The following is a 26,050-nucleotide window of genomic DNA, read 5'->3' as shown; positions in this document are numbered from 1 at the left end:
CTCAGATGTAGCCGAGGTCTTCGAGGTGGCTCCGCGTCTCGTCGCCGACTCGATCCGCGGTTTCGTAGCGCTGGTCGTCATCACCGATCCACTCTAGGAGCTCTTCGAGCAGGTCGGCGGCGACCTCCTCTTCTTCCTCTAAGAGGTTCCGGGACTCCGCGGGGTCCTGTGCGATGTGATACAGCTCCCGCGGTTTGACATCCCCGTTCGCGGTGCAGACGAGTTTCCACTCGTTGGACCGGACGCCGACGAGTGAGTCGATGTCGTTCCAGCCGAACTCGTAGTTCTCGTTCATTTTGTGGGTCAGCTTGTTCTCCGAGGTGAGTTGGCCGTGGTACGTTTCGAAGTACGCCAATTCCGGGAGGTCACCGTCGAGCAGGCTCCCGCCGTCAACGTCCGGACTCCCGATGTCGAGGGCGTCGAGTAGGGTCGGCACGATATCGATGGTCCTGACCTGCTCGTGGACCGTCCGCTCCGGGAACATCTCACCGGTGAAGATCAGCGGGACCCTGACCAGTTCATCGTACAGTTCGACCGCGCGGAACTGGGAGCCGACTCTGTTGCCTTCGCCGTCGTACACCCACGGGTAGCCGTGTTCCCGCGGCATCTTCGAGCCGTGGTCGGCCGTCAGGACACCCGCATCGACGTCGACCAGATCGAACAGCAGTTCCAACTGTCGCCCAACGAAGTCGGCTTCCTCGTGATAGCGTTCCTGCTGGCGGCCGATGTGCTGTTCGACGTTCTCGTAGACGTGCTGGTCGTCGAAGTCGGGACGTTCGCGGTTGCCGAACTCCGATCGGAGGGTGAAGTGGAGGTCGAAAAAATGGAGGAAGACGAAGTTGTCCTCGCCCTCGTGGTCGTGGAACCAGTTGATGGCGCGGTTCACGAGCACGTTCGCGGGGCCGAACTCTTGTCGACCCTCCATTCGGTCCTCGATTTCGGCGTGGTGTTCCCACGTATCGAACCCCTTGTCGAGGTTACCGGTGGGGAGCGGATAGCCGCCAGTGAACCCCGCCGTGTTGAACCCTTCCTCTTGGAGCAGTTCCGTCAACGTCGTCGCATCCGTCTCGTAGTCGACGAGCCAACGAACGTCATGGTTGTACGGCGCCTGACCGGTAAGCATCGAGGTATGGGAGGGACTCGTGAACGGGGCTTGGACGATGCAGGTGTCGTAGAAGGCCCCGTTCTCCTTCTCGCGTTCGTAGAACCGGTGGGTGAACGCGTCCGGCCGCGCACAGTCGACCGAAGCGAGGACGATATTCATGTTCGTGAGAAGCGCTGTCCGGGTGTTTAAGCTATTGGTTCAGAACGATTCGAGGGTCGCCACGACCTCCTTGGCGTCCGCTTCGGACATCCCCGCGTGGATCGGGAGTAGCACAATTTCCGCCGAGAGCGCTTCCGCAACCGGGAACGAGCGGTCTACTGACGGCGCCTCATCGTACTCGTGGAGCGGCTTCGAGTACAGCCGCGACGTTCCGATGTCGTGCGCTTCGAGGTGGTCGGCGAGCCGGTCAGCGTCGGCATGCCGAATCGGATATGCATGGTAAACGTTCGTTGCGCCTTGGCGCGTTGCTGGATGGCGACCGATATCGGATACCTGCCGATATATCTCGGCGATATGGCGCTTCCGGCCGACTGTCTCGTCGTAGTTCTCCAGTTGGCCGAGACCAATGGTGGCCTCGATATCGTTCATTCGAACGCTCCGGGGCGGTGGCGACACGTCGTCGGTGTTCGAACGGGAACGGCTCACTCGCTCCTCGATGGCAGGGTCGTCACTGAGAACCACCCCGCCCTCGGCTGTCGTGATGTTCTTGGTTGCGCCAAAACTACAGACGCTCACAGTCCCGATCGAACCAGTTACTCGTCCGTCGGCCTCTGCCCCGGGCGCCTGTGCGAAGTCCTCGACGACGGTGATATCGTTCGCGTCCGAGACGGTGAGCAGGTCGTCGACCCTGCTAGGTTCGCCGAATAGGTGGGCGACGAGGACGCCGTCTACGGAAGTCCCGACGGTCGATAGTGACTCCGGGTCGATTCCACAGGAGTCCGGTTCGGCGTCGACGAACGCCGGTTGCAGGCCTGCACGGAGGACTGAGTAAAGGGTCGCACCACAGTTATACGGCGAGAGAGCGATTCGGCTCCCGGAATCGAAGACGGCTTCGAGTGCCATCTCGAGAGCGACGCTCCCAGAGCAAACTGCCGTCGCGTACTTCCTGTCGGAAAACGCCCCGAAGGTCTGTTCGAACTCTTCGACGGCCTCCCCCGTCGAGAGGTCACCAGAAGCGAGGAGACTGCTGACGTGCTCGATTGTTTCCCGGTCTACCTGTGGGTCAGCGAGTGGAACCATCAGTTGCTTTGTTCGACACGGTACGCCGGGAAGTATCCCGACTCGGTGTCGACACCGGAGTCGGACGCTGCATCAACGAGCGTATCGTACACGTCGTCGATGTGTACCTGCTTCGCGATGTGGAACTCCCCGCGGCCAGACTCGGAGAAACCGCGCTTGAATTTGAATACGCCTGGACGGCCCCCCTGAAAGTCGAACAGTTCCCGTCCGGTCCTTCGCATCTCCATGAGCGATTCGTAGCAGATCAGGTTGTTCACCCTGAGGTCCCAGTAGTCAGGATCCGACGCGCGCAGGTAGTCATGGGCGATGTCGTCGTCGTGAACGACGAACGACCCCCCGATCACTTCCCCCTCGTACCGGGCAACCGAAAGCGTCGCCAAATCGTCCTCGGCCAGTAATGCCTCGAAGAACGAGAGCGGGAATCGGTAGTGTTTGGCTGCGTCCTGCGCCTTCATCGCGTCCGTGTAGATGTCGTGGAACGCTGCGTAGTCGTCGGGGTCGGTCGTTGGCTCGACGACGATATCCGTCTCCTGTGCCTGCCGAATAGCGTTCCGATTCCGCTTCTCAAAGTCGTCCCAGATGTCGTCGAGTGACTGGGTCAGGTCAACGCGAACGGTTTCCCTGTTGAAACTGGGATCGAGCGCCTCGAACGTCTCGTGGTTCTCGAGGTTCGGGTCAAATCGGACGAACTCGGAGACGATGTTCTCCCGGCGACAGTAGTCAGAGAACTCCTCAAGGAACGCATCCACGGTATCCTCGTCCGCCCCGACCGACGCGACCGGCCCCCCGTAGTACCACGACGAGACGATGTCGGAGTACTCCACGCCGTCGATATCGTCGACTTCGAACGGGAGTTCGGACAACGTGCGCCGGATATACGGGTAGTAGACGAACGCGTCGTCGGTCGTATAAACGAACGCCTCGGCGAATTCGGACTCCTGTTCGAACCCACCGGCCAGCAACGACATGTATCGTGGGTCGTGGTACGACCCAGCGTGCTCGAGCGAGTCGTACAACTCTTGCCACTCGTTCAGACGATTCTCGGTGAATATTTCAACGGTCATCTGTCACATGTACGGGTATTCGGAGTTACGCATCTCTTTCTGTGAGTAGTCCGTGATCTCCTCTTCCTCCATCCACTCCTTGATTTCCTGCACGCCGTCAGCGATGTCGTACTCGGCTTCCCAGCCGAGGATGTGGTTGATCTTGTCGAAGCTGACTCGGTAGGTTCGCTCGTCTTCCTTGTGTTCCACGAATCGGACTTCGGCGCCCTCGACGTTTTCCTCGACGATGCGGCCAACTTTCTTAATCTGGTAGTTCAGATCGTTGTCGCCGACGTTGAAGATCTGGTGGTCGACTTTCTCCTCGTCGGCGTCGAGGACGGCGGCGAACGCCCGAGCGGCGTCGTGGACGTGGACGAGGGGGCGGTACTGTTCCCCGCCGTAGACCGGGATGTCTCCCTCGAGGACGGCCTTTGCCGTGAGGATGTTCACGACGAGGTCGAAGCGCATCCGCCGGGACCAGCCGAAGATCGTGCCGAGGCGGAGAATCGTCGTCGTGATGTCGTTGTCGGCGAACTGATCCTGCGTTTCGTGGAGGATGATCTCCTCGGAGTCGATCTTCGACTCAGCGTACAGCGAGAGGGGGTTGAGGTAGGAGCCCTCATTCAGTTCCATCAGTTCGCTGGCGCCGTAGACGCTACACGTCGACGCGAAGACCAGGCGGTCGATGTCGTGCAGCTTCGCCACTTCGACGAGCGACTTCGTCGCTTCAACGTTCACCGACTGGGTCGCCTGCTCGTTGACGCCACAGGCAGGGTCGCCGACAATCCCGGCCATGTGAACCACCGCATCGCGGTCATCCATGGCGTAGGAGAGGTCCTCGATGTGCCGGATGTCCCCTTCGCGGATCTCGAGGTTTTCGTCGTCCTCAAACGGCTCCAGAGCGTCGTCCCCCCAGAGCATCGAATCGAGGACACGGACGTGGTGTCCGGCGTCGAGGAGTTCCTCGACGATGTAGTTCCCGATGTATCCAGCGCCGCCTGTCACGAGTACGCGCATTCTGTCCGAATTTTACTGAGAGTGAGTAAAATCCTTCCGCATTCCGGAATCGCTACATCAAATCATATAACTCTGCCCGAGTGACTGCCCTCATGAGCGATTTAACCAGCCGGGCGAAGGAACGTGCTTACTTCCTCTTCGCCAGCCTCTCTCCCCGCCGACTAGCCGCGAGATGGTCCGGCCCCCGAGTTCTCGCAAATAGCGTGCCGAAGTCGGGTACCAACCTCCTTACGCAGTGTCTCTCACTGTTCCCTGTGCTCCGTCCGTCTTTTGAGCACGTAACGATGAATTACAACCGTCGACCCGGAACTGACGAGTTAGCGAAGAAGGTGAACGCTACAAAGCGGGGTCAATTCACTTCTGCTCACGTCTTTTATTCTCCCGAAAACGCCAAAATCGTCGAAATGAATGAAATGAGAATGATTCTCATGACTCGAGACCCTCGCGACGTAGTCACCTCCCACTTCCACTATGTGTCAGAAAAGCACCCAGACCATCGGCTTCACGAGCACTATACGGACCTGCCCAACGACCACGAACGGCTCATGGCTTCTATTCGGGGTGTTGACGGGAAACATACCGACGATGGTGACCCCTTGGAAAGTATTGGAACCTGGATGGACTCCTTCCTCGCATGGGAGACGAAGCCCTACGTGGAAACCGTTCGATTTGAGGATCTCATTGGGCCGAAAGGTGGTGGGGATCGGTCATCACAGGAGCGGACTGTTCGACGTATCGCCCACCATCTTGATGTCAGTATTGACGAGAACGACCTCAGTCACATCGCAGACAAGACGTACTCAAGCGGAAGTGACACGTTCCGAAAAGGTCTCATCGGTGACTGGAAAAACCACTTCACGCCGGCACACGTCGAAGCATTCAAGGAAGAAACTGGGGATGCGCTCGTTCGCCTCGGATACGAAAACGACCACGCTTGGGGGATCTGACCTTCCCGATATCCTTTTTTACCTACCTAGGGAAGGCGACCTATGACGACACGAGTGGCTGCAGACCTCCACTTACACACGACGGCCTCGGACGGTACGTGTTCGATACCCGACCGCGTCGAGCAAGCCGTTGAGCGAGATCTTGACTCGATCGCTATTACCGACCACGACCGAATAGATGACGTCCTCACAGAGCGGGTCGAACTGCGCAACGGAATCTCGATCGTCACTGGGGTCGAAATCCGGGCAGACCTCTTCGACACGAAGATCGAGATACTCGGACATTTCGTCGATCCGGATAATGAGGAGCTCCTCGACGCTCTCGACCAGACGCGAGAGTTTCGGCGAGAGCGGAACCGCCAACTCGTGTCGAACCTCACAAACGCCACCGAACTCGACCTCTCCTACGAGGCACTGCAAGAAGAGGCCGACGGCACACTAGGCCGGCCCCACCTCGCTGAACGACTTGTTGATGGAGGTGTCGTTGACTCTATCGGAGAGGCCTTCGACGCCTATCTCGGGACTGGCGCAGAGGCGTATGTGCCGATGAAACGGCTCCCGCATGGTACAGTTCTCAACGCAATCCACGCCGCTGGGGGTGTTGCCTCTCTTGCACACCCCGGACGTATCCGCTCGGAACGTGTCCCCGAGATGGTCGACACTCTGGCAGATTCGGGACTCGACGGCATCGAGGTGTGGTATCCATACGACTCGGCCGGGCCGGACGCGTACGCTGACATCGATGTCGCAGAGGCAGACGAGCTTGCTGCCGAGTACGATCTCCTTCGAGTAGGGGGTTCGGACTGTCACGGTCCGGGGTCAGGTAAGTTCCGTATCGGCGGAACCGGAATCTCACGGGAGCAGTTCGAACTCCTCCGTGAGACTGCGGGACTATCGTAACGAAACAGTATTAGGACACGACAGGGAAAGCTGCGTATGGCTGAAACTGTAAACCGAGTCGGAGGCGATGCATCCGAACCACGGTACGCGCTGATTTTCGCGGTCGGTGTGATCGTCGGGACGGTGATTCGGGTGTGGATGTGGGCGCTGCCAACTGGATTTGTTGACACAGTCACGTCGCGACTTGAACGCGAGTGACGCCGCGGAGACAACACGCTTTTGCGGGATAGGCAAGAATCCAGAGCCGATGATCGAGCCTCACGGTGGTAGTCTCATCAACCGGATGGTTCAGGAATCGACTCACCGCGAGCGGGTCGATGATATCGGGTCACTTCCCCGAATACAGCTGGACGAGCGATTGTTCCAAGACGCAATGAACATCGCAAACGGTCGATACAGCCCTCTCAAGGGGTTCATGTCCAGTGACGATTTTCTCAAAGTCGTCCACGACCGAACACTAGAGGATGGAACCGTCTGGCCGCTCCCGGTCGTTATCGACGTGGACGCGGACCTCGCCGCGGAACTCGAACCTGACGAGCGGGCGGCGCTCGTTGATCCAGCGGGCGACGTGATGGGCACGATAGCAGTCGAAGAGATATACAAATTCAACAAACAAGAGTCGGCAACACACGTGTTCGGGACGGATGATACGGACCACCCTGGGGTGGCTGAGCATTTATCCATGGGTGACTTCCTCGTCGGGGGGCCCATCGACGTCTTCGAAGGCTATCGATACAACGAGAGTGACCTCCACCCGAAGGAGTCGCGAGTACTGTTCCGGGAGTACGGCTGGGATCGAGTAGTTGGATTCCAGACACGAAACGCGCCTCACCGGGGTCACGAGTATATCCAGAAATGTGCGCTTGAGCGGACCGACGGTATCCTCATCCAACCGAAACTCGGGGAGAAGAAAGCTGGCGACTACCAAGACGACGTGATTCTCAGCTCCTATCAGGAACTTATCGAGCACTACTACCCATCGGATCACGTTGCACTGTCGGTGTTCCCGAGTCGGATGCGATATGCGGGGCCCCGAGAGGCGGTGTTCGACGCTATCGTGCGGAAAAATCAAGGTTGTACACACTTTATTATTGGTCGGGACCATGCCGGAGTCGGTGACTACTACCGGCCTGAGGCAGCACACGACGTCTTCGAGGAGATCGGTGATATCGGGATCACACCGATGCTGTTTGAGCACGCGTTCTACTGCCGAGCGTGTGATGGTATGTGTTCAAGAAAGATCTGTCCGCACGGCGACGAGGAACGCATCTATCCGTCAGGATCGAAAATTCGAGAACTAGTGAAAGAGGACCAGTCCCCCTCCGAGAAAATAATGCGGCCGGAGATAGCGGAGTTTATAATGGAACGAGACGACACCTTCGTTGGAAACTGATGTCATTCACACTGTGGTTTATGGGCCGTCCCGCCTCCGGCAAGTCGACATTAGCGAAACGTGTCGAAGAACAACTCAGGACTGCGAACCTTTCGGTCGAGAACCTCGATGGCGATGAGGTCCGGAAGAATCTCCATCCGGACCTCGGGTTCAGCAGAGAGGAACGAGCGCTGAACAATCGCCGCACAGCGTTTGTTTGTAAACTTCTAAACAGGAATGGCATCAACGCGGTTACCGCAATGATCACCCCGTTCAGAGACTCACAGCATCAGGCACGAGAGATCATCGAGGAATCGGGTGAGTTCGTTCTCGTATACGTAAAGTGTCCTCTGGATGTCGCGGCTGAGCGTGATCCGAAGAACCTCTATGAGAAGGCCAGAGCCGGAAAAATAGAGAAGTTCACCGGTGTCAACCATCCGTTTCAAACCCCGATCGACCCCGACATAGTTGTGGATACCGCCAGCGAGTCGGTTGACGAATCAGTGGACCATGTAATGAAGCGGCTGGATGATTTGGGCGTATTCGACGACGAAACACTCTCCCAGTATGACTTCGACATCACACAGGGCGAGGAGTCATCGATCAAGCAGCGCTTAGAAGACTTGGGGTATTTCAAATGAGCGGCGAATCCTCCGCCGTATTCCTCCTCTCAACTGAGCGCTCGGGATCGAACCTCGTTCGGAGCATCCTGAATACCCACTCGGAAATCGCTGGTCCGCACCCACTCGAAACCGCCTACCCATGGCGGAAGACGAAGCCAGCAGGTAAACTCTCACCCGAGAAGCGGCATCGTCTGATCCGTGACATCCTGATCAGCAAGCAGTACTCTTTCCACCCGCTCGTGGAGGCGCTCGACATCGATGCTGTCGTGGATCGCTTGGAGTCAACTGATCTCGATTCCTTCCTTGCAGTCCAGCAGGCACTATACGAGGAGTACGCGGCTACTGTCGATGCGAACCACTGGGTTTCGAAGGACCCCAGCATGTGGGACTACCTCGACGAGGCGTTCGAACACTACGAGGATCTGAAGGTTGTCTATCTCGTTCGGGACCCTCGTGATGCCGTCCTATCGTTCAAGAATTCGAACGTGGGACAGTACCACCCGTATTTTAACGCCAAACGGTGGCAGGAGGAGCAGGAGGCTGGACTCAACCTTCTCGAGGAGCGGCCGGATAGCGTCCACCGCATTCGATATGAAGATCTGCTTCAGAACCCCGAGGAGGAAGCACAGGCGCTCTGCTCGTTCCTCGACCTTGAGTACGAGCCGGAAATGCTCTACTACTACGAATCAGAGGATGCGCGCGAGTCATCTCAAAGTGCCGATGTATTCGAGAACCTCTCGGTACCTATCAAGAGCGACAACTACGGAAAATATCTGGACCGTCTCCCGTACGAGGAGATCAAGATCACAGAGCACATCGCTGCCGACGAGATGGAACAGCACGGGTACGAACTTGAACACGACAGGGAACTACTCGACGAGTTCGAGACGGATGAGGCGGCGTATACGGAGCAGGATCGGGACCTGGAACGTGCTGCCACACTCAAATACTGGCGGGAGAGCCCTCGTGAGCAGATCGATCGTTATGCTACTCGCTCATTTTCCTACTACATGGTCCTGAAGTACGGCCTTCTCGCCTGAAGCCGTCTTTACGCCTTCGGATCGAACTCTCGAACCGTCTCGATGACGTAGTCGATATCCTCCTCCTCTAGCCCGGGGTGGTTCGGCAGTCCGAGCATCTTCCCGACGACGTCCTCGACGTTCGGGAGCGACATCGAACTGTAGTCGTGGTCGGCGTCGTTCTCGCTCCAAGGGAACTCGCTGTTGAATCCCTCGTGTTCGACGAATGCCGGCTGTTCGTACAGCGGTCTGTCGTAGCGATGGCGGGTCTCGACACCTTGCTCCTTGAGGCGTCGCCAGACTTCCTTGCCCGACAGGCCGATGACATCGGTTTGGACTTCGAACGGCGCCCAGAAGTACGCGTGTTCGACGTGGTCCGGGACGGTGACTGGTTCGAGCCAGTCGAGATCGCTGAGTTCGTCAGCCAACTGCTCTGAGATACGCCGGCGCTTCGCGTTGAAGTCAGAGAGTCGCTCGACTTGCTTCGCTCCTACGGCGGCGTGAAGTTCGCTCATTCGATAGTTGTAGCCAACTTTCTCGTGGGTGTCGCGGTCGACGAGGCCGTGATTTCTGAGGCTTCGAATCTCTGCAGCGAGTTCATCGTCATCGGTCGTAACCATTCCCCCTTCCCCAGACGTGATGTTTTTGGTCGCGTAGAAGGAGAAACAGCCGACATCGCCGATAGAGCCGACGCGCTCACCTTTGTACTTAGCCCCGTGTGCCTGTGCAGCGTCCTCGACCACGGCGATGTCACGACTGTCGGCGAACTCCCGTATCTCGTCCATCGCTGCTGGCTGCCCGTAGAGGTGGACCGGCATAATGGCGGCGGTCCGGTCGGAGACACAGCGTTCGAGATCACGGTGATCGAGAGTATACAACTCTCGGTCAATGTCCCCGAAAACTGGGACACCGCCTTGGTGAACGACGGCGGTTGCGGTCGATCCGAACGTGAGACTCGGTACAACGACCTCGTCACCGGGTTCAACTCCGAGCGCGTTGAGTGCCAACTGGATGGCTACGGTCCCATTGGTAACGGCCACGGCGTGGTTTACTCCGACGTAATCGGCCCACTTTGCCTCGAACTGTTCGACAAAGGGTCCTTGAACGAATCGTCCGCTTTCAAGTACCTCAGCAATATTTTCACGCTCAGCATCGCCGAGAATTGGTTCAGCGACGCTTACCTTACGACCCATACTTTGCCGTACAGATGGGAACTAATTAATACCACGGTACGCGCCGGGGATGGCTCGATTTCGGGAAAAATAGTCTCGGGGTCTTATTTATAGGGATAGCGGCCGGTGAATAAGCGTCGAGACTGCTGCGTGGGAGAGAGTTACTCTCTTCTCACAAATCTTAAAAGATACATATCTTCGACACGATGTTCCCAGATGAATGGCACCTTCTGGATCACGCGGACGTTCTTCACCGTCACCATCCCCCTGCTCGTGGTCATGTTCGCGCTCTTCCTGATCGCCTGCGGGGTCATCATCCTCCGCTTCGGCGGCGTCGAGGAGGGGAAGGAGGTCATGCTAGTCCTGAGCCTCGAGGACCGCTCCGGCGTCGACCTCGGCCCTCTGAAGGAGCTCGCGAAGATTTTCATCGTAAGAACTCCGCGGCCGGGTCACGCGGCCGCTTTGCGACTAATTACATCTAATTAATTACTAGTACCTCCAGCCACAACCCGTGTCCAATGACCGACTACACGACCATTTCGCTGCGGAAGGAGTTCGTCGCGGACGTGGAGGCGTACATCGAGGACGAGCCGTTCGGGTCGGTGAAGGAGTTCGTCAAGCACGTGGTCGTTCGCGAGATGGAGTCGGACGACGAGATCTCCGAGACGGAAGCGCGCCAGATCGCGCAGAAACTGCAGGATCTGGGCTACATGGAGTAGCGCCGATGCGTACGCTCGACGCCGCGACCGTCTTCGACACGCTCTCGCGGGCGGACCTGGTGCTCTGCTGTCTGCCCTTGCTCTTCGCTGCGGGGTATCTCGCGGGCGCGGCCGCGTTCGGGACGCGCGTCGCCGCGGTCGCGGTCGGGGCGGCCGCGTGCTGGCCGGTGGTCGCGGACGCCTGCCTTCTCCACCCGCCGGGCGCGGAGTGAGCCGGCCGCGAGCCCGGGTATGAACCAGCCTGGGGTCGGTGCCGTCCGCGGACGGCCGCTCCAACGACCGAGACGGTCCCCGACGGACCCCCGCCTCCGAGCGATCCGGACTCCGTCCCGGGGATCGCGCCGTCGACGAGCGACCGGCCCGCGGCTCGCTCTTCGCGCCGCCGTCGAAGCCGGACCGAATCGTCATACTCGGGGTTTCCGACCGCAAGAACCCGGCAGCAGGCCGGTCGCGGTCGAGTATGACCGTCGCCGCGGAGCCGGCTTCGCGAGCGTCGCACGCGAACGGCCTGCCGAAATCGCGGTCGTGAGAAGTTCTCCGGGCCGTCCTCTCTCAACGAGGCGCTCCCCGTGGTCGCGGCCCGCGCGGGGACGACCGCGATCGAACAGCGAATCACGGGACGGCAGCCGATTATGAGGAGTTCGACCGCGAGTGTCCAAGCGTTTCGGTCGTGGCAGGCCGACCGCGGTCGCCCGTTTTCGGCACGCAGCCGGGCGAATGGCCGCCATCCGCGGTCCTCATCACGCGGCCGCGAGTGTCCCCGTCACGGGTCGCCGCAGTCATACCCGTCCAGAGCCGGGGGACGACGATGCACCTTGCGGGTCCGAGACGCGGCTATGACCCGAAGTCCACTCACAACGCCAGTAGCTGAGACACTGCGTTTCCCGTGAACTCGAGGGAGATCGCGGATGGCCGATCGTCGGGGCACCGGGGCCGAGCTCGCCAGTGGGACACCCCTTGTTTCGTCTGTTCTTCGTTGCGCAGGCAGGGGCTCTTCGAGCGGGGACACACCCCTCGTTTCGTCTGTTCCGCTCGCGATTGCGTCTGCTGCTCTCCGTTCACGACCGGCTACGCCCCTGTCGAGTTTCGAGTCGAAACCCGAAACCGTGGCACGACCTGAATTTCGGACACCCCTCGTTTCGTCTGTTGTTTGCGGTCGTTTCGCTGCAGGGAGTCGATCAGGTACCCTCGAAGCTACAGACGAAACACAAGAAACAGATAAACACCAACACTTATGGTCATTCCGATGAATCTCGTGTTCACTGAAGATGCCCGAGGATCTGTTCACCGAGATGACGGATACGCTCTTCGAGGACAAGTCGATCCTCTCGGAGGAGTACCGGCCGGACGACATTCTGGAGCGCGATACGGAGATCGACGCCTATCGAACGGCGCTCAAGGACGTGTTGTTCGGCCGGAATCCGCCGAACATCTTTCTCTACGGGAAGACCGGTGTCGGCAAGACGGCCGTCACCGAATCGATGATGGAAGCGCTCGAAGCGGAGGTCCACCGTCGGGACGACGCCGACGAGCTGCACGTCCACTTTCGGAACTGCAACGACGACAGCGTCTACCAGGCGGTCCGGTCGCTGATCAACAGCATTCGTGGTGACGACCGCGACCCGTTCCCCGAAACCGGACTCTCGACGTCGCGGGCGCTCGAAACCCTCTACGAGGAGATGGAGGACCGCGGCGGCACCTTCCTGTTCGTCCTTGACGAGATCGACCACCTGTCGGACCCGAACTCGCTGCTGTACGAACTCCCCCGCGCGCGGGCCAACGGCCATCTCGAGGACGCCCGCGTCGGCGTGATCGGGATCAGCAACAACTACACGTTCCGGTCGTCGCTTAGCCCCAAGGTCAAGGACACCCTGATGGAGAAGGAGCTCGCGTTTTCGCCGTACGACGCGAGCGAACTGCAGACGATCCTCGCCGCACGAGCCGAGAAGGCGTTTCTCCCCGACGTCTGTCAGGACTCCGCGATCAAGCTCGCGGCCGCCCGCGCTGCGAAGGACACGGGAAGCGCCCGACAGGCGATCGACCTCCTTCGGGAGGGTGGTGATGTCGCCGAAGAGCAGGGGGCCGAACAGGTCACTGACGAGCACATCGTCGCTGCCGCGGAACGTGTTCGACGTGGACGTGTCGAGGACAAACTCCGTGACCAGACGATGCACGGCCAACTCATCCTCGAGGCGATCGCTCGGCTCGAGACGAACGGCTCGGTCCCCGTTCGCTCGAAGGAGGTACAGTCGACCTACGAGCAGACGGCCACCCACTGGGACTACGACCCGCTCACGACCTTGAAGAGCGTGCAGAATCACCTCGCGGACCTCACGATGCTCGGCTTTCTGGAACGGACCGAGCGCAACGAAGGGCGCGCGGGCGGGGCGCACTATCAGTACGAACTCGCCCTCGATCCGGAGCTCGTCCTCGACACGCGGGAGTCGATCGAGACCGCAGTCTAAGACCAACCTCCGTTCTCGGCGTCACGATCCTCATCCGTCCCCCTTCGCGGCCGGCGCTTCCGGTCCGTACTCACCGTTCTTCATCTCCAGTTCCCTCGGTCTCTGCCGCCCCCTCCGAATCGGAGAACAGACGAAACGAGGGGTGTCTGCGCCATCGCACACACGGCGAGACCCGTCGGAGGCATTCCGGAAGGGCACGCAGTTAGCGCTCTCCGAACGTCGCTCGGCCCGCGTCCCGGAACGCTTCCTCGTCCCACTCGTCCCGGTCGCGACCCGTCGACACCGTTTCGAGCTCCGGCAGCTGCCGGACCAGCAGGATGGTGTTGTTCTGCCGGACTACGGTGAACGTCGTCCCACCCTCGATCTTGAGGTCGTCACGAAGGGATTTCGGGATGGTGAGCCGCCCGCGGTCGGTTATCTCTACTTGGCCGTATTCCTCACCACCATGTTCGGTTGGGTCACTCATCGTACTCCCCGACTGGATCAACTTCACTCGATCATGATAAGTCTCGATGCATATCTGGGTCCGGTCGCTATCGAGAGAACGAAGCTCCCCCGCTTTCAAAATCAGAAATTCGTTCCTGCGCTTCGGTGGAGTCTCACGGGAGATGAAGACCCATCGTCGGGACTCCACCCATCCCCATACCGAGAAGACGGACACGTGTTTCCCATGAATCAAGGACGGAGTCCGGTGTCCACCTCCGCGTTCCAGACGACGACCGCGAGGAGGCATGTGGACCGAGAATCGCTCAGATCGGACGTGACTTGAACGGAAGTTCTTTTTCCAGCAAGATTGACTGCCAATCCATGAGTGACTCCTCCCCGTCCGACGCACCGTCGGCCTCCTACGACATCTCCACGGTCGATCTCGACGACGACCGCTACGAGGTGAAGCAGTCGGCGATCCGGAACAAGTACGTGGTGCGCGACAGCGCCGGCGCCGTCGTCCTCCGCGGGAAGCAGAAGCTGTTCAAGCTGAAGGAGGAGTTCCCGTTCGTCACCGGCGAGGACGCGGACGCGTTCACCGTGAAGGCCGGCGGGATCATGGACGTCGCGGGCAACTACGCGATCATCGACGCCGGGACCGGGGAGGAGGTCGTCGTCCTGGACGAGGACTACTCGTTGTTCGTCGAGAACTGGACGATTCGTGACCCCGAGTCGGGGGAGTCGTTGGCGACCATCCGGTCGAAGCACAAGCTGCTCTCCGCGCTTCGACATCTCTTCTCCGCCGCGAACCTGGTCCCGAACAAGTACGAGATCGTCGACCCCGACGGGACGCACGTCGGCGACATCGAGGGGAAATTCTCACTGCGGGACACCTACACGGTTACCATCGACGACGCCAGCACCGTTCCGAAGGAGGCGGTCGTCGCGGCCGCGTGCATCCTCGACGCGCTCGAGAACAAGTGAGCCGACCGCGGGCCGGGGAGGCCCTCCTGCCGGATCCGACGCCGGTTCCTCCCGCGCCTCTCGGCCCTATCGCGGGTACCACGCCAGCGGGTGGTCGGCGACCAAGTCGACCGCGACCGACTGGTCGAGGTCGAACTCCTCGACGTGGTTGTGGAGGCAGTGGACCGCCTCGCCGGAGTCGAGCTCGACGCGGTAGATGAAGGAGGGCCCGACGTACTGCCGCGAGACGACGGTGCCGTCGGCGTTCGAGCCGGACGCGGGCGTCGCACGGAGGTCGTCCGGGCGCACGAGCACGTCGACGGGCGCGCCGTCGTAGACGGTGTCGTACCCCTCCAGCGTGGCGGCGTTGAACCGGCCGACGCCGGTGTCGACCTTCCCCTCGCTGAGGTGGCCCTTCAGGAAGGCGGCCCGGCCGAGGAAGGAGGCGACGAACTTCGACTCCGGCTGCTGGAAGACGGCCTCGGGCTTGCCGACCTGCTCCAGTTTCCCGTCGTTCATCACGGCGACGCGGTCGGAGATGGAGAGCGCCTCCTCCTGGTCGTGGGTGACCGAGACAGCCGTCACGCCCGCGGCCTTCAGGATGCGGCGCACCTCCTCGCGCATCTCCACGCGGAGGCGCACGTCGAGGTTCGAGAAGGGCTCGTCGAGCAGGAGCACGTCCGGCTCGGGCGCGAGCGACCGCGCGAGCGCGACGCGCTGCTTCTGGCCGCCCGAGAGCTGGTCCGGCGTCTTCTCGCCGTGGTCGGGCATGTTCACGAGCTCCAGCAGGTCGTCGACGCGCTCGGCGGTCGCATCGGCGTCCGCGTCCTGCAGGCCGAACGCGATGTTCTCGCGAACGGTGAGGTGCGGGAACAGCGCGAAGTCCTGAAACACGATGCCCACGTCGCGCTCCTCCGGCTTCACGAACCGATCCCCGGTCCCGGCTACCTCCTCGTCCGCGATGGTGATCGAGCCCGCGCTCGGCGCCTCGAGCCCGGCGATCATCCGCAGCGTCGTCGTCTTCCCGCAGCCCGACGGGCCGAGCAGCGTCAACAGCTCGCCCCGACGGACCGACAGCGAGACGCCGTCGACCGCGGTCTCCTCGCCGAACGACTTGCCGACGTCGTCGAGCGCGAGCACCGACTCCTCCGCGACCGCTTCGGCGGCCGCGTCGACGCGCTCCTCGGCCGCGGCAGTATCCCGGACGAGTGACTTCGGTGTGGACATGATTGGGAGACCGCTCTGGTTGCCCACCGATAGTTTAGGAATCCCTAAAAGCATATCGCTCGCAGCCCCCGGCTCCGGCGACGGAGCTCGAAAACGGCGCCCGCCTCAGGCCAGTTCGCGCTGGATGACGTTCCGGAGCTCGCGGATCTCGTCGGCGGTGGCCTCGACCGCGGTCCCCTCGATGGACAGGTCGAGCGTCCCGTCCGTCGTCACGTCGCCGAGCCGGAACACGGGCACGTCGCCGGCCAGCTCCGCGACCGCTTCGGGATCGGTCGTCTGGACGACCAGCCGGCCGGGCGTCTCGTCGAACGCCGCGACGCGGTCCGGGAGGGCCACGTCCGCGCCGGCCTCCGCGGTGACGAGCTCCGCGAGCGCGACCGCGAGCCCGCCGTCGCTCACGTCGTGGGTCGCGAGCGTCGCGTCGTGGCGTGCGATCGCGGCGAGCGTCGCGACGAGGTCCCCGGGCGCCTCCGGCAGCGTCGGGAACCGGTCGCTCCCGCCGACCCGCGCGAGGTACTCGGAGCCGCCCAGCGCGTCGCCGCCCGCGCCCACGAGGAGGAGGGCCGACTCGTCGGCCGCGTCGGCCGAAAGCGCCGCGGGCGGCGCGTCGTAGCCCCGCTTCGTGCCGATCAGCGCGAGCGTCGGCGTCGGCGGGATCGGCCCGGCGACGCTGTCGTTGTACAGCGAGACGTTCCCGCCGACGACCGGCGTCGAGAGCGCCGAACACATGTCCGCGAGCCCGTCGACGATCCCCTCGAAGCCGCCGTACACGTCGGGCTTCTCCGGATTGCCGCCGTTCAGACAGTCGACCGCGGCCAGCGGGGTCGCCCCCTTCGCCGCGAGGTTGGTCGCGTTCTCCAGCGCCACCGCGCGAGCGCCGTCGTAGGGGGCCACCTCGGTCCAGTTCGGGTTCGCGCCCGACGAGAGCGCGAGGCCGACGCCCGTCCCGGAGGCGTCACCGGACGCGCCACCCTCAGTCCCGTCGAGGGCTTCGCCCTCCGCGGCCTCCCGGATCGCCATGATCGCGGCGTCGTCGCCGGGCTTGCGCGCGGTCCGCGTTCCGACCTCGTGGTCGTACTGCCGGTAGACCCAGCGCTTGCTCGCGGTCGAGGGCGCCGAGACGACCGCCTCGAAGGCGTCCGCGAGGTCGCCCGTCGGCAGGTCGCGCTCCGGCTGGGTCGGTTCCTCGCTGTCGAGGTCGTTCATCGGCGCGCCCTCCGCGAGGAAGTCCGCGTCCACGTCGACGACCGTCTCGCCCTCGAACTCGCAGACGTAGTTGCCCGCGGTCACCTCGCCGATGACCGAGCAGCCGAGGTCGAACCGGTCGGCGAGCTCCTCGACGCGCGCCACGTCCGTCGGCGCCACCTCGTAGCACATCCGCTCTTGCGACTCCGCGAGCAGGATCTCCAGCGCGCTCATGTTCGGCTCGCGCTGGTGGACTCGCCCGAGGTCGATGCGGGCGCCGAGCCCGCCCTTCGCGACCAGCTCGGAGGAGGCGCCCCCGAGGCCCGCCGCGCCGAGGTCCCGTGCGGCGAGCACCAGGTCCTCGTCGACCAGCGCCTCGTTGCACTCGATCAGCCGCTTCTCCGCGTAGGGGTCGCCCACCTGCACCGCGGGGCGGTCCTCGGTCTCGGCGTCCTCGCCCAGGTCCTCCGAGGCGAAGGAGGCGCCGCCGAGCCCGTCGCGCCCGGTCGCGTTGCCCACGAGCACCAGCTTGTTGCCCGGTTCGGTCGCCTCGGCGGTGACGAGCCGGTCCTCGTTCGTCAGGCCGACGCAGGCCACGTTGACGAGGGGGTTGCCCTCGTAGCCGTCGTGGAACGCCACGCTCCCCCCGACGGTGGGGACGCCGATGCAGTTGCCGTAGTGGGAGATGCCGTCGACGACGCCCTCGAACAGGTAGCGGGAGTGCTCGCGGTCGAAGTCGCCGAAGTACAGCGAGTCGAGCAGGGCGACCGGATACGCGCCCATGCTCATCGTGTCGCGGACGATGCCGCCCACGCCCGTCGCCGCGCCGTCCACGGGGTCGACGTAGGAGGGGTGGTTGTGGCTCTCGACGCCGAACGTGACGTAGGTGTCGCCGTAGTCGTCGGCCTCGCGCTCGCTCGCGGGCGTGTCGGCGGCGTCGGGGTCCGGCAGCGCCAGCACCGCGGCGTCGTCGCCCGGCCCGACGACGACCTGATCTCCCTCGCTGTCGAACGCCCCGAGGAGCGGGCGCGAGGAGCGGTACGCGCAGTGCTCGCTCCAGAGGTTCTCGAACAGGACGCTCTCCGCCGGCGTGGGCTCCCGACCGAGCTCCGCGACGACGAGTTCGTGGTCCGCCTCGGACAGGCTCATTCACTTGCGTGTCTACTTCCGGGCGTCTAATGCTTTTCTATGTGCACGTTCGTGCGTTACTTCCGGCTTCGGTCGGCTCCCGCTGCGCCGGCCTCCGTCACCACGACCACGCGCAGGTCGTTGACGTTCGTCCCCGTCGGCCCGGTCTCGATCAGCGCACCGACCGCGTCGAGCACGGGATACGCGTCGTTGTCCGCGAGCGCGGCCCGGCCCGCGGCCCGCCTCTCGGCGTCCGCGACCGCATCCGGCCCGAGCACCGCCCCGGCCGCGTCGGTCGCGCCGTCGACCCCGTCGGTGTCGACAGCGCCCACGACGACCCGATCGCGGTCGACCGGCTCCACGTCGAGTTCCAACGCGGCCGCCAGCGCGAACTCCTGATTCGGCCCGCCCGTGCCGTCGCCCTCCACCGTCACCGTCGTCTCGCCGCCGGACAGGAACACCGCGGGCGGCGCGACGGGGTTCCCGGTCGCGAGCGCCTCCTCGGCCATCGCCGCGGCGGTGACGGCGGCGTCCCGGGACTCCCCGCGGATCCGCGAGGAGACCAGCAGGGGTTCGTGGCCGGCCTCCCGCGCGACCCCAGCCGCGGCCCGCATGGCCGTCAGCCCGTTCGCGAGGACGTGCGTGCGCACGCGGTCGAACGCCGGATCGCCGGCAGAGGGGGTTTCAGAAATTTCCCCGGCCGCGCCGCGCTCCAACCGCTCTCGGACCGCATTTGGTACAGAAAGGTCGTACCGGTCCAGCACGGAGAGCGCGTCCGAAAAGGTCGTCTCGTCGGGGACGAACGGCCCGCTGGCGATCGTCGAAAGGTCGTCGCCGACCACGTCGGAGAGCACCAGACACCGGACCGTTGCGGGCGCGGCGGCCGCGGCCAACCGGCCGCCCTTCAGGTCCGAGAGGTGCTTCCGGACCGCATTTATCTCCCCGATCGCGGCGCCGCTCGCCAGCAGCGACGCCGTGGTCTCGCGGAGGTCCGCGAGCGTGACGCCCGCGACGCCCGCGACCCCCTCCGCGGGCGCGGGCATGAGCGCGCTGCCGCCGCCGGTGATGACCCCCAACACGAGCGTGTCTGCGTCGGCGGACGCGGCCGCGGAAAGCACCTCGCGGGCGCTCTCGACGCCGCGCTCGCTCGGCGTCGGATGGTCGCCGGGAAGCACCCGGACGCGCTCGCAGTCGACGGCGTCGTCCGTCACCACGACGCCGCCGTCGACCCGGTCGCCAAGCAGCCGCTCCAGTTCGCGCGCGACCTGCGAGGCCGCGTTGCCGCCGCCGAGCACCAGCACGCGGTCGAACGCCGCGAGGTCGACCGTCTCCGCGCCGTCGATCAGCAGCCGGCTCCCCTCGAGCACGAGGCGGTCCGGGACGACGCGGTCCGGCCGAGCGGCGCGGATCCCCGCGGCGAGACAGTCGAGCGCGAGGTCGTGGGCGGCCGTCTCCGGGAACCGGTCGCGGTCGTCGATCATCGGTCGCGTGCTCATCGGTGCGAGAGGGAGAAAAAACCGGCCGGTGGTCGGTTCGCCCCGCTACCGGTCGACCTCGCCCATGATCGTGTCCAAGCTTCCGACGGTAGCGATCAGGTCCGCGACCGACTCGCCGCGGGCCATCTCGGGGAGCGCCTGCAGGTTCGAGAAGGAGGGGCCGCGGATCTTGAACCGGGCCGGCGACTCGGTGCCGTCGGAGCGGATGTACACGCCGAGCTCCCCCTTGGCCGCCTCGACCGTCCGGTAGATCTCGGCGTCCGCGTCCGGGCGAAGCGTGCGCGGCACGTTGCTCTGGACCGTCCGGTCGGCCGCCGGCCAGTCGGCCAGGAGGTCCGCACACTGGGTCAGGATGCGGGCCGACTCCTCCAGCTCGCCGAGCCGCACCGAGAGCCGGGCGAAGTTGTCCCCCGCCTCCCGCGTCACCACGCCCCAGTCGAGCTCGTCGTACCAGCCGTACGGGTCGTCGCGCCGCAGGTCGTAGTCGACCCCCGAACCGCGGGCGACCGGGCCGGTGCAGCCGTAGTCCCGCGCTACGTCCGCGGGGAGGACGCCGGTGTCGACCGTCCGGAGCTGGATGATCTCGTTCCCCGTCAGCAGGTCCCGGAACTCCGCGACGCGCTCGGGGAGCTCGGCAGCGAACTCCCGAACGTCGTCCAGCCATTCCTCCCGCGGCTGCGGGAGGTCCCAGACGACGCCCCCGAGCCGCAGGTAGTTGAACATCAGGCGCTGGCCGGTGAGGTCCTCCAGCAGCGACTGGACGCGCTCGCGCTCCTGGATCGCGTACATGAACGCGGCGGTGAACTCGCCGATCACGTCGAGCGCGTACGTGCCGACCGCGAGCAGGTGCGAGAGCACGCGGGAGAGCTCGGCGCCGAGCGTCCGGACGACCTGCGCGTAGTCGGGCACGTCGACGCCCGCGAGGTCCTCGGCCGCGCGGGCGTACGCCCACTCGTTCAGGAGGCCGCCGCCGCCCCAGTCCCACCGGTCCGGGTACGGCATGATCTGCCGACGGTAGGTCCCGCGCTGGGCCATCTGCTCCTCGCAGCGGTGGATGTAGCCGATGTCCGGCTCCACGTCGACGACCGTCTCCCCGTCCAGCAGCGCCTTCAGGTGCAACACGCCGTGAGTCGCCGGGTGGTGCGGACCGAGGTTGATCATCATCGTCTCCGTCCCGCCTCCGGTCGAGTCCGAGCCGACGCCCCCGGTCGAGGCGGGGTCGAGCGCGTCCCCGTGCAGCCGCTCGCTCTCCGTGAGCGGGACGACCTGCGACTGGTCGCCGTCGTAGTCCCGCGAGAGCGGATGCCCCTGCCACGTCTCCGGCAGCAGGATACGCCGGAGGTCCGGATGGTCCCGGTACCGGATCCCGAGCAGGTCGTACGCTTCGCGCTCGTGCCAGTTCGCGGTGGTGAACGCCGTCGCGCCGCTCTCCGTCTCCGGGTCCGCGGTCGCGGCCGGCACGACCACGCTCACCTCCTCGGTCGGGTCGTCGTACGTCCGCAGGTGGTAGATCGTCTCGTAGCGCGACGCGTACTGCTGGGCGGTGACACACGAGCAGTGGTCGAACCCCGCGCGGTCGCGGAGCAGCGCGAGCGCGTCCGCCACCTCGTCCCCGCGGACGACGAACGCGGGGGCGTTCAGGTGGTCGTCCCGGCTGATGGCGAGCGGATCCAACAGTGCGGCCGCCGCGTCCGTCGGCGCCCGTCCCGCGGCGAGGCTCGCGTCGCCGGGCCCCGCGTCGTCCGGTCCCGCATCGTCCGTCGCGACATCGTTCGCGTCGGTCGAACCGTCCCCCACGTCCGGTCTCGGGTGCGTCTGCGGTGGCGTCATGGCGGTCTCGTGGTCGCATCTCCGGCCGCCGTCCGGGGGAGCGTTCTGCCTCTCAGGTGAGGTCCTTTCAAGTACTACCGTGAAGACGTGCCGGACGTGCGACTGCTCACCCTCCGACTCGACCTCGCCGACCACGCGCTCCACCCCATGCACGCGTTCGTGGCGGCGGACGACCGCTACGGCCCGACCCGCCTGCTGCAGTGGAACGAGACGGGGGACGGCACCAACCTCATGGTGTTCCGCGTCGCCGGGCCGCGGGAGCCGTACCTCGACCGCATCGAGGCGGTTGACGGGGTGCGGTCGGTCTCCGTCGCGTCGACGGCGGAGGGGCCGATATCCGGCGGGTTCTTCCTGTTCGTGGAAGATGAGATCGGCCCGATCCAGCGCGACATCGTCGACGCGCACGCGGCCGAGTCCGTCGTCGTCGTGCCACCGGTCGTCTTCCGCACCGACCGCGCCGCGACGATCACCTTCGTCGGACCGACCGACGACCTGAGCCGGATCGTCGACCGGCTCCCGCCCGCGGTCGGCGTAGAGGTCAGACGCGTCACCTCTGGGGACGCCCCGCTCACGCGGCCGGTCGACCGGCTCACGGAGCGACAGCGCGAGGCGCTCGCGACCGCGTGGGCGGTCGGGTATTACGAGGAGCCACGGGCGGCGACCGTGGCCGACGTGGCCGACGAATTGGACCGCGCGCCCGGGACGGTCGCCGAGCATCTCCGCAAGGCGGAGTCTCGGCTCGTCGCGCACGCCGTGGGGCGCGGCTGACGGGCGACCGCCGCCCGGACCGCGGGGCTTTTTTACGCCACACGCCAACGCAGGGGCGTGCTATCGGTCGAGCTCCACACGCATTCCGAGCTGTCCCACGACGGGCGCGATCCGGTGGAACTCCTCGTCGAGCAGGCGGCCGCGGTCGGGCTCGACGCGCTCGCGGTCACCGACCACGACGAGATCGACGCCAGCAAGGAAGCCGCCGAGCTGGCGGCCGACCACGGGCTCGTCGGCATCGTCGGCATGGAGGTGACGAGCGCAGCGGGCCACGTCCTCGCGTTCGGGATCGATGAGCTGATCCCGGCCGGGCTCCCCTTCGACGAGACGCTCGACCGCATCCGCGAGCAGGGCGGGATCGCCGTCGTCCCCCACCCGTTCCAGAAGACGCGCCACGGCGTCGCGCCGCACGTCTCCGACGCGCAACTGGCGAGCGCCGACGCCATCGAGGTGTACAACTCCCGGCTGTTCACCGGCCGGTCGAACAGGCAGGCGGAGGCGTTCGCGGTCGAACACGGCGTCCCGATGACCGCGGGCAGCGACGCGCACATCTCCGAGATGGTCGGTCAGGCCGTCACGGAGGTCGACGCCGACGAGCGGACCAGCGAGGCGATCCTCGACGCCATCGCGGCGGGAAAGACCAGCGTCCTCGGCCACCGGACCCCCTGGCGCGTCTCGCTCCGACAGTTCGCCGGCGGCGCCAAGCGGCGCGCGATCCGCACCCTCGGCAGGCTTCGATGACCGGTGACGCGGCCGGCGGCGCGGCCGACCCCGCGACCGGCGACCGACTCCGCGGCGCCGACGCCGCGACCGTACGCCGCGCGCTGGCCGACCGCGACCCCTTCCCCGGCGGCGCGGGCTTCGCGGGCCGCGTGGCCGCGGGCGGTGCCTCATTTATGAATCGCGAGGGCAGTGGCGGTCCCCGACTCGTCCGCGACGTGCTGGGACGGCAACCGCTCTTCGTCGAGCGCGGCGCGAGCGACCCGACCGCGGGCGAGGCGTGGAGCTTCGATCCCGCCACCCTGACCGACCCGGAGGCGCTCCCCGCGGGAACGACCGCCTCGCCCTCGGGCGAGCGGACGACCGCGTGGACGCTCCCTGATCCGCCGGCGGCCGACCCGGAGCCCGCCCAGGCCGCCGTGACGGAGGCGGTCACCGCGGCCGTGGAAGCGGTCGGGGACGCCGACGCCGGCGCGACCGCGGTCGCGTTCTCGGGCGGCGTCGACTCCGCGCTGGCCGCGACCGGCGTCCCGGACGCGCCCTGTTACGTCGCCGGTTTTGAGGGGAGCCACGACCTCTCGGCCGCACGCGAGGCGGCCGCAGAAATGGACCGGGAGCTCCGCGTCGTCGAGTTAACCCACGCCGACCTCGAGCGCGCGGTGCCCGAGCTGGTCGCCGCGACCGGCCGGTCGAACGCGATGGACCTGAACATCGCGCTCCCGCTGTACCTGACCGCGGAGGCGGTCGCCGCGGACGGGTTCGAGCGCCTCGTCGTCGGGCAGGGGGCCGACGAGCTGTTCGGCGGCTACAGCAAGGTGGTCGAGCCGGCCGCGGACCACCGCGTCGACGCCGACACCGTCCGCGGCGCGCGCCGCGAGACGATGCTGACGCTCCCGGCACAGCTGGAGCGTGACGTGCTGGCGCTGCGCGCCGCGGGCGTCGAACCGGTCGCGCCGTTCCTCGACGACCGCGTGGTCGCGGCGGCGCTGGAACTGCCGGGCGACCTGCTCGCGACGCCAGACGAGCGGAAGGTCGCGCTCCGTCGGGCCGCCCGCGGGGCGGTTCCCGAGTCAGTCCGCACCGCCGACAAGAAGGCGGTGCAGTACGGCACGTACGTCGCGCGCGAACTCGACCGGCTGGCCCGGCAGGCCGGCTTCAAGCGCCGGATGGACGACCACGTCGGGCAGTACGTCGACGCGCTCGTGGCGGGCGAGGTCTGAGGGCGCGGTCGGCCGCGAGCGGCACCTCCCCGACTCCGTGCCGGTAGCTATTAACCGAGGGACGGTCTAGCGGCCGGTCGCATGCCCGCGGACTTCTACGACCTGCTGGAGGTGGACCGGGACGCGGACACCTCCGAGATCAAGCGCGCCTATCGCGAGAAGGCGCGCACTTACCACCCGGACGTGAACGACGACCCGCGGGCCCGCGACCAGTTCGCGACGCTGAATCGCGCGCGTGAGACGCTGACCGACCCCAAGGAGCGGAGCCGCTACGACCGACTCGGCCATCAGGACTACGTGAGCCAGCATCTCGACGGGCTCCCGACGCTGAGCCGACCGAGCGACGCGGACGCCGGCGGTGACGGGGCGGGCGGTGACGGAGCGGGCGGCGGCGAGACGGCCGACGCGCGCGACGGGACGGCGGACGAGGCCGAGAGCCGGACCGACGCCGGGCGCTCGGACGTGGGGTCAGCGGCGAGCGATTCCGCGACCGACGAGTCCGCGACCGGTGCGTCCGCGACCGATACGTCGGCGACCGAAACTGCGACCGGTTCCGGGCCGACCGGAGAGGCGTCGCAGTCGACCGGCTCGAACGAGGGATCGTCGCGAGGCGCTTCCCGCACCGGGTCCGGGGCCTCGAGAACGAACGCCTCCGGGTCGACCGGCACCGCGGAGCGCGCGGGGTCGACCGCCGAGCGCGGAGCGAGTTCCGCCGCCGACCGCTCCGGGCACGCGTCGCGGAAGCGGGGACTGCGCCGCGGCTGGACCCTCTCGGCGGCGGCGCTCGTCGTCTACGCGGTCGGCCTCTCGGCGGCCGTTGCGACGGCGCCGGACGCGGCGAACGGCGCCCTCGACGCCGTCCTCGCGGATCCCGCGGGCGCGCTGACGGCCGCGTCCCCGCTCCCGGACCCGGTGACTGCGGTCCGGGGCGCCGCGGCGCTCGCGGCGGGTGCGGTCACGCCGGCGTCGCTCGGCGGCGCGGCGCTCGGCGTCGGCCTCGTCGCGCTCCCCGCGGCCGTCGGCGGAACGGTCGCGCGGTTCGGGAGCGGTGCCGCGACGCTGTACCCGGTCGGCGTCGGCGTTCCCGCCGGCTGGGCGCTGGTCCGCCCGTTCGTCCCCGCGCCGCTCGCGGCGGACCTGCTCGCGCTGGCGGTCGCGCCGCTCGTCGCCGGCGTCTGGTTCCTCGCGGACATCGGCCGCTACCTTCGGTCGTGAACTCCTGCAGAAAACCCCGCCGCAAACGGCCCCGGAGGGGCCGTCGACTGACCAAGCCACTGTGGGAGCACTAGTCCACAGGCGACGCCCGTGCGGGGGTCCGTCGGGCGTCAGCGACTATTCGCCTGTTGTCAACTAAATAGCTGACGATGGGTCAAATATGGCCACCACGATCGCGAGTTTCTTTTGGTTCACGGATGGCGTGCCGTCAGGACGGATCGATCTACGAACTCTCGCTCCGACAGCAGCAT

24 protein-coding genes are annotated in these 26,050 nt (G+C 65.3%); 14 read left to right on the top strand and 10 right to left on the bottom strand.

The genetic code is table 11. The features are described 5' to 3' along the window. Position 1 precedes the first annotated feature (1 nt). From ACQE3L_RS02095 to ACQE3L_RS02080, 4 genes are read right to left on the bottom strand one after another with little or no spacing between them, the layout of a single operon-like run. A complete protein-coding gene (locus ACQE3L_RS02095) occupies positions 2 to 1,264 on the bottom strand; it encodes a sulfatase-like hydrolase/transferase (RefSeq protein ID WP_426962143.1) in 1,263 nt (420 codons plus the stop codon). A 39-nt stretch (positions 1,265 to 1,303) separates the two neighbouring features. Then, positions 1,304 to 2,344, bottom strand: a complete 1,041-nt coding sequence (locus ACQE3L_RS02090) for a DegT/DnrJ/EryC1/StrS family aminotransferase (protein ID WP_426962142.1) — start codon at positions 2,342 to 2,344, stop codon at positions 1,304 to 1,306. Further along, positions 2,344 to 3,408 carry a lipid II:glycine glycyltransferase FemX gene (locus ACQE3L_RS02085; RefSeq protein WP_426962141.1) on the bottom strand — a complete coding sequence of 355 codons (1,065 nt, stop codon included), beginning with the start codon at positions 3,406 to 3,408 and terminating at the stop codon, positions 2,344 to 2,346. The genes ACQE3L_RS02090 and ACQE3L_RS02085 overlap by 1 nt, the downstream gene beginning before the upstream one ends. 3 nt (positions 3,409 to 3,411) lie before the next feature. Further along, a complete protein-coding gene (locus ACQE3L_RS02080) occupies positions 3,412 to 4,404 on the bottom strand; it encodes an NAD-dependent epimerase/dehydratase family protein (protein WP_426962140.1) in 993 nt (330 codons plus the stop codon). Positions 4,405 to 4,496: 92 nt separating this feature from the next. On the opposite strand from ACQE3L_RS02080, the gene ACQE3L_RS02075 reads away from it, so the two are divergent. The 5 genes from ACQE3L_RS02075 to ACQE3L_RS02055 all read left to right on the top strand — a co-directional run bounded on the left by ACQE3L_RS02075 (position 4,497) and on the right by ACQE3L_RS02055 (position 9,286). Continuing rightward, positions 4,497 to 5,351 (top strand): sulfotransferase domain-containing protein, encoded by an 855-nt coding sequence (locus tag ACQE3L_RS02075; RefSeq protein WP_426962139.1) that lies wholly within the window; start codon positions 4,497 to 4,499, stop codon positions 5,349 to 5,351. 42 nt (positions 5,352 to 5,393) lie between these two features. After that, positions 5,394 to 6,251, top strand: a complete 858-nt coding sequence (locus ACQE3L_RS02070; RefSeq protein WP_426962138.1) for a PHP domain-containing protein — start codon at positions 5,394 to 5,396, stop codon at positions 6,249 to 6,251. Between the two features lie 247 nt (positions 6,252 to 6,498). After that, entirely contained in the window at positions 6,499 to 7,644 is a 1,146-nt protein-coding gene (sat, locus tag ACQE3L_RS02065; protein ID WP_426962137.1) for a sulfate adenylyltransferase, read from the top strand. Next, positions 7,644 to 8,264 carry an adenylyl-sulfate kinase gene (cysC, locus tag ACQE3L_RS02060; protein ID WP_426962136.1) on the top strand — a complete coding sequence of 207 codons (621 nt, stop codon included), beginning with the start codon at positions 7,644 to 7,646 and terminating at the stop codon, positions 8,262 to 8,264. The genes sat and cysC overlap by 1 nt, the downstream gene beginning before the upstream one ends. Next, on the top strand, positions 8,261 to 9,286 hold the full coding sequence (locus ACQE3L_RS02055; RefSeq protein ID WP_426962135.1) for a sulfotransferase family protein: 1,026 nt from the start codon (positions 8,261 to 8,263) through the stop codon (positions 9,284 to 9,286). Before cysC ends, ACQE3L_RS02055 begins: the two co-directional genes overlap by 4 nt. 8 nt (positions 9,287 to 9,294) lie before the next feature. On the opposite strand, the gene ACQE3L_RS02050 is transcribed toward ACQE3L_RS02055, so the two are convergent. Next, on the bottom strand, positions 9,295 to 10,458 hold the full coding sequence (locus ACQE3L_RS02050; RefSeq protein ID WP_426962134.1) for a DegT/DnrJ/EryC1/StrS family aminotransferase: 1,164 nt from the start codon (positions 10,456 to 10,458) through the stop codon (positions 9,295 to 9,297). A gap of 195 nt (positions 10,459 to 10,653) precedes the next feature. Between ACQE3L_RS02050 and ACQE3L_RS02045 the strand changes: the two genes are divergently transcribed. The 4 genes from ACQE3L_RS02045 (at position 10,654) to ACQE3L_RS02030 (ending at position 13,621) form a co-directional block, all read left to right on the top strand. Further along, positions 10,654 to 10,923, top strand: coding sequence for a hypothetical protein (locus ACQE3L_RS02045; protein WP_426962133.1), 270 nt, complete (start codon positions 10,654 to 10,656; stop codon positions 10,921 to 10,923). A 32-nt stretch (positions 10,924 to 10,955) separates the two neighbouring features. Beyond that, positions 10,956 to 11,156 (top strand): hypothetical protein, encoded by a 201-nt coding sequence (locus tag ACQE3L_RS02040; RefSeq protein ID WP_426962132.1) that lies wholly within the window; start codon positions 10,956 to 10,958, stop codon positions 11,154 to 11,156. Positions 11,157 to 11,161: 5 nt separating this feature from the next. Continuing rightward, complete coding sequence (locus ACQE3L_RS02035) at positions 11,162 to 11,368, top strand: DUF8015 family protein (protein ID WP_426962131.1); 207 nt, start codon at positions 11,162 to 11,164, stop codon at positions 11,366 to 11,368. A 1,056-nt stretch (positions 11,369 to 12,424) separates the two neighbouring features. Then, positions 12,425 to 13,621: an orc1/cdc6 family replication initiation protein gene (locus ACQE3L_RS02030; RefSeq protein WP_426962130.1), complete on the top strand. Its 1,197-nt coding sequence runs from the start codon at positions 12,425 to 12,427 to the stop codon at positions 13,619 to 13,621. 202 nt (positions 13,622 to 13,823) lie between these two features. Here the strand turns inward: ACQE3L_RS02030 and ACQE3L_RS02025 are convergent, their stop codons facing one another. Further along, complete coding sequence (locus tag ACQE3L_RS02025; protein ID WP_426962129.1) at positions 13,824 to 14,087, bottom strand: AbrB/MazE/SpoVT family DNA-binding domain-containing protein; 264 nt, start codon at positions 14,085 to 14,087, stop codon at positions 13,824 to 13,826. A 341-nt stretch (positions 14,088 to 14,428) separates the two neighbouring features. On the opposite strand from ACQE3L_RS02025, the gene ACQE3L_RS02020 reads away from it, so the two are divergent. Next, complete coding sequence (locus ACQE3L_RS02020; protein ID WP_426962128.1) at positions 14,429 to 15,031, top strand: LURP-one-related family protein; 603 nt, start codon at positions 14,429 to 14,431, stop codon at positions 15,029 to 15,031. Positions 15,032 to 15,097: 66 nt separating this feature from the next. Here ACQE3L_RS02020 and ACQE3L_RS02015 read toward each other — a convergent pair whose 3' ends face one another. The 4 genes from ACQE3L_RS02015 to ACQE3L_RS02000 all read right to left on the bottom strand — a co-directional run bounded on the left by ACQE3L_RS02015 (position 15,098) and on the right by ACQE3L_RS02000 (position 21,876). Beyond that, on the bottom strand, positions 15,098 to 16,237 hold the full coding sequence (locus ACQE3L_RS02015) for an ABC transporter ATP-binding protein (protein WP_426962127.1): 1,140 nt from the start codon (positions 16,235 to 16,237) through the stop codon (positions 15,098 to 15,100). A gap of 105 nt (positions 16,238 to 16,342) precedes the next feature. Beyond that, positions 16,343 to 18,571, bottom strand: a complete 2,229-nt coding sequence (gene purL, locus ACQE3L_RS02010; RefSeq protein ID WP_426962126.1) for a phosphoribosylformylglycinamidine synthase subunit PurL — start codon at positions 18,569 to 18,571, stop codon at positions 16,343 to 16,345. 56 nt (positions 18,572 to 18,627) lie between these two features. Further along, on the bottom strand, positions 18,628 to 20,031 hold the full coding sequence (locus ACQE3L_RS02005) for a glycerate kinase type-2 family protein (protein WP_426962406.1): 1,404 nt from the start codon (positions 20,029 to 20,031) through the stop codon (positions 18,628 to 18,630). Positions 20,032 to 20,091: 60 nt separating this feature from the next. Next, on the bottom strand, positions 20,092 to 21,876 hold the full coding sequence (locus tag ACQE3L_RS02000) for an NADH-quinone oxidoreductase subunit D (protein ID WP_426962125.1): 1,785 nt from the start codon (positions 21,874 to 21,876) through the stop codon (positions 20,092 to 20,094). Positions 21,877 to 21,972: 96 nt separating this feature from the next. On the opposite strand from ACQE3L_RS02000, the gene ACQE3L_RS01995 reads away from it, so the two are divergent. The 4 genes from ACQE3L_RS01995 to ACQE3L_RS01980 all read left to right on the top strand — a co-directional run bounded on the left by ACQE3L_RS01995 (position 21,973) and on the right by ACQE3L_RS01980 (position 25,799). Further along, positions 21,973 to 22,644, top strand: coding sequence for a helix-turn-helix domain-containing protein (locus ACQE3L_RS01995; RefSeq protein ID WP_426962124.1), 672 nt, complete (start codon positions 21,973 to 21,975; stop codon positions 22,642 to 22,644). Positions 22,645 to 22,701: 57 nt separating this feature from the next. Next, positions 22,702 to 23,385 (top strand): PHP domain-containing protein, encoded by a 684-nt coding sequence (locus ACQE3L_RS01990; protein ID WP_426962123.1) that lies wholly within the window; start codon positions 22,702 to 22,704, stop codon positions 23,383 to 23,385. Continuing rightward, on the top strand, positions 23,382 to 24,584 hold the full coding sequence (locus tag ACQE3L_RS01985; protein WP_426962122.1) for an asparagine synthase C-terminal domain-containing protein: 1,203 nt from the start codon (positions 23,382 to 23,384) through the stop codon (positions 24,582 to 24,584). Before ACQE3L_RS01990 ends, ACQE3L_RS01985 begins: the two co-directional genes overlap by 4 nt. Before the next feature lie 81 nt (positions 24,585 to 24,665). Continuing rightward, positions 24,666 to 25,799, top strand: a complete 1,134-nt coding sequence (locus tag ACQE3L_RS01980; RefSeq protein WP_426962121.1) for a DnaJ domain-containing protein — start codon at positions 24,666 to 24,668, stop codon at positions 25,797 to 25,799. The last annotated feature ends 251 nt before the right edge of the window (positions 25,800 to 26,050 follow it).

Origin of the sequence: Haloparvum alkalitolerans, assembly GCF_050122995.1 — an archaeon.
Lineage (GTDB): Archaea > Halobacteriota > Halobacteria > Halobacteriales > Haloferacaceae > Haloparvum > Haloparvum alkalitolerans.
The sequence above is the reverse complement of the archived record's forward strand: the minus strand, read 5'-3'. Positions and strand labels throughout refer to the sequence as shown.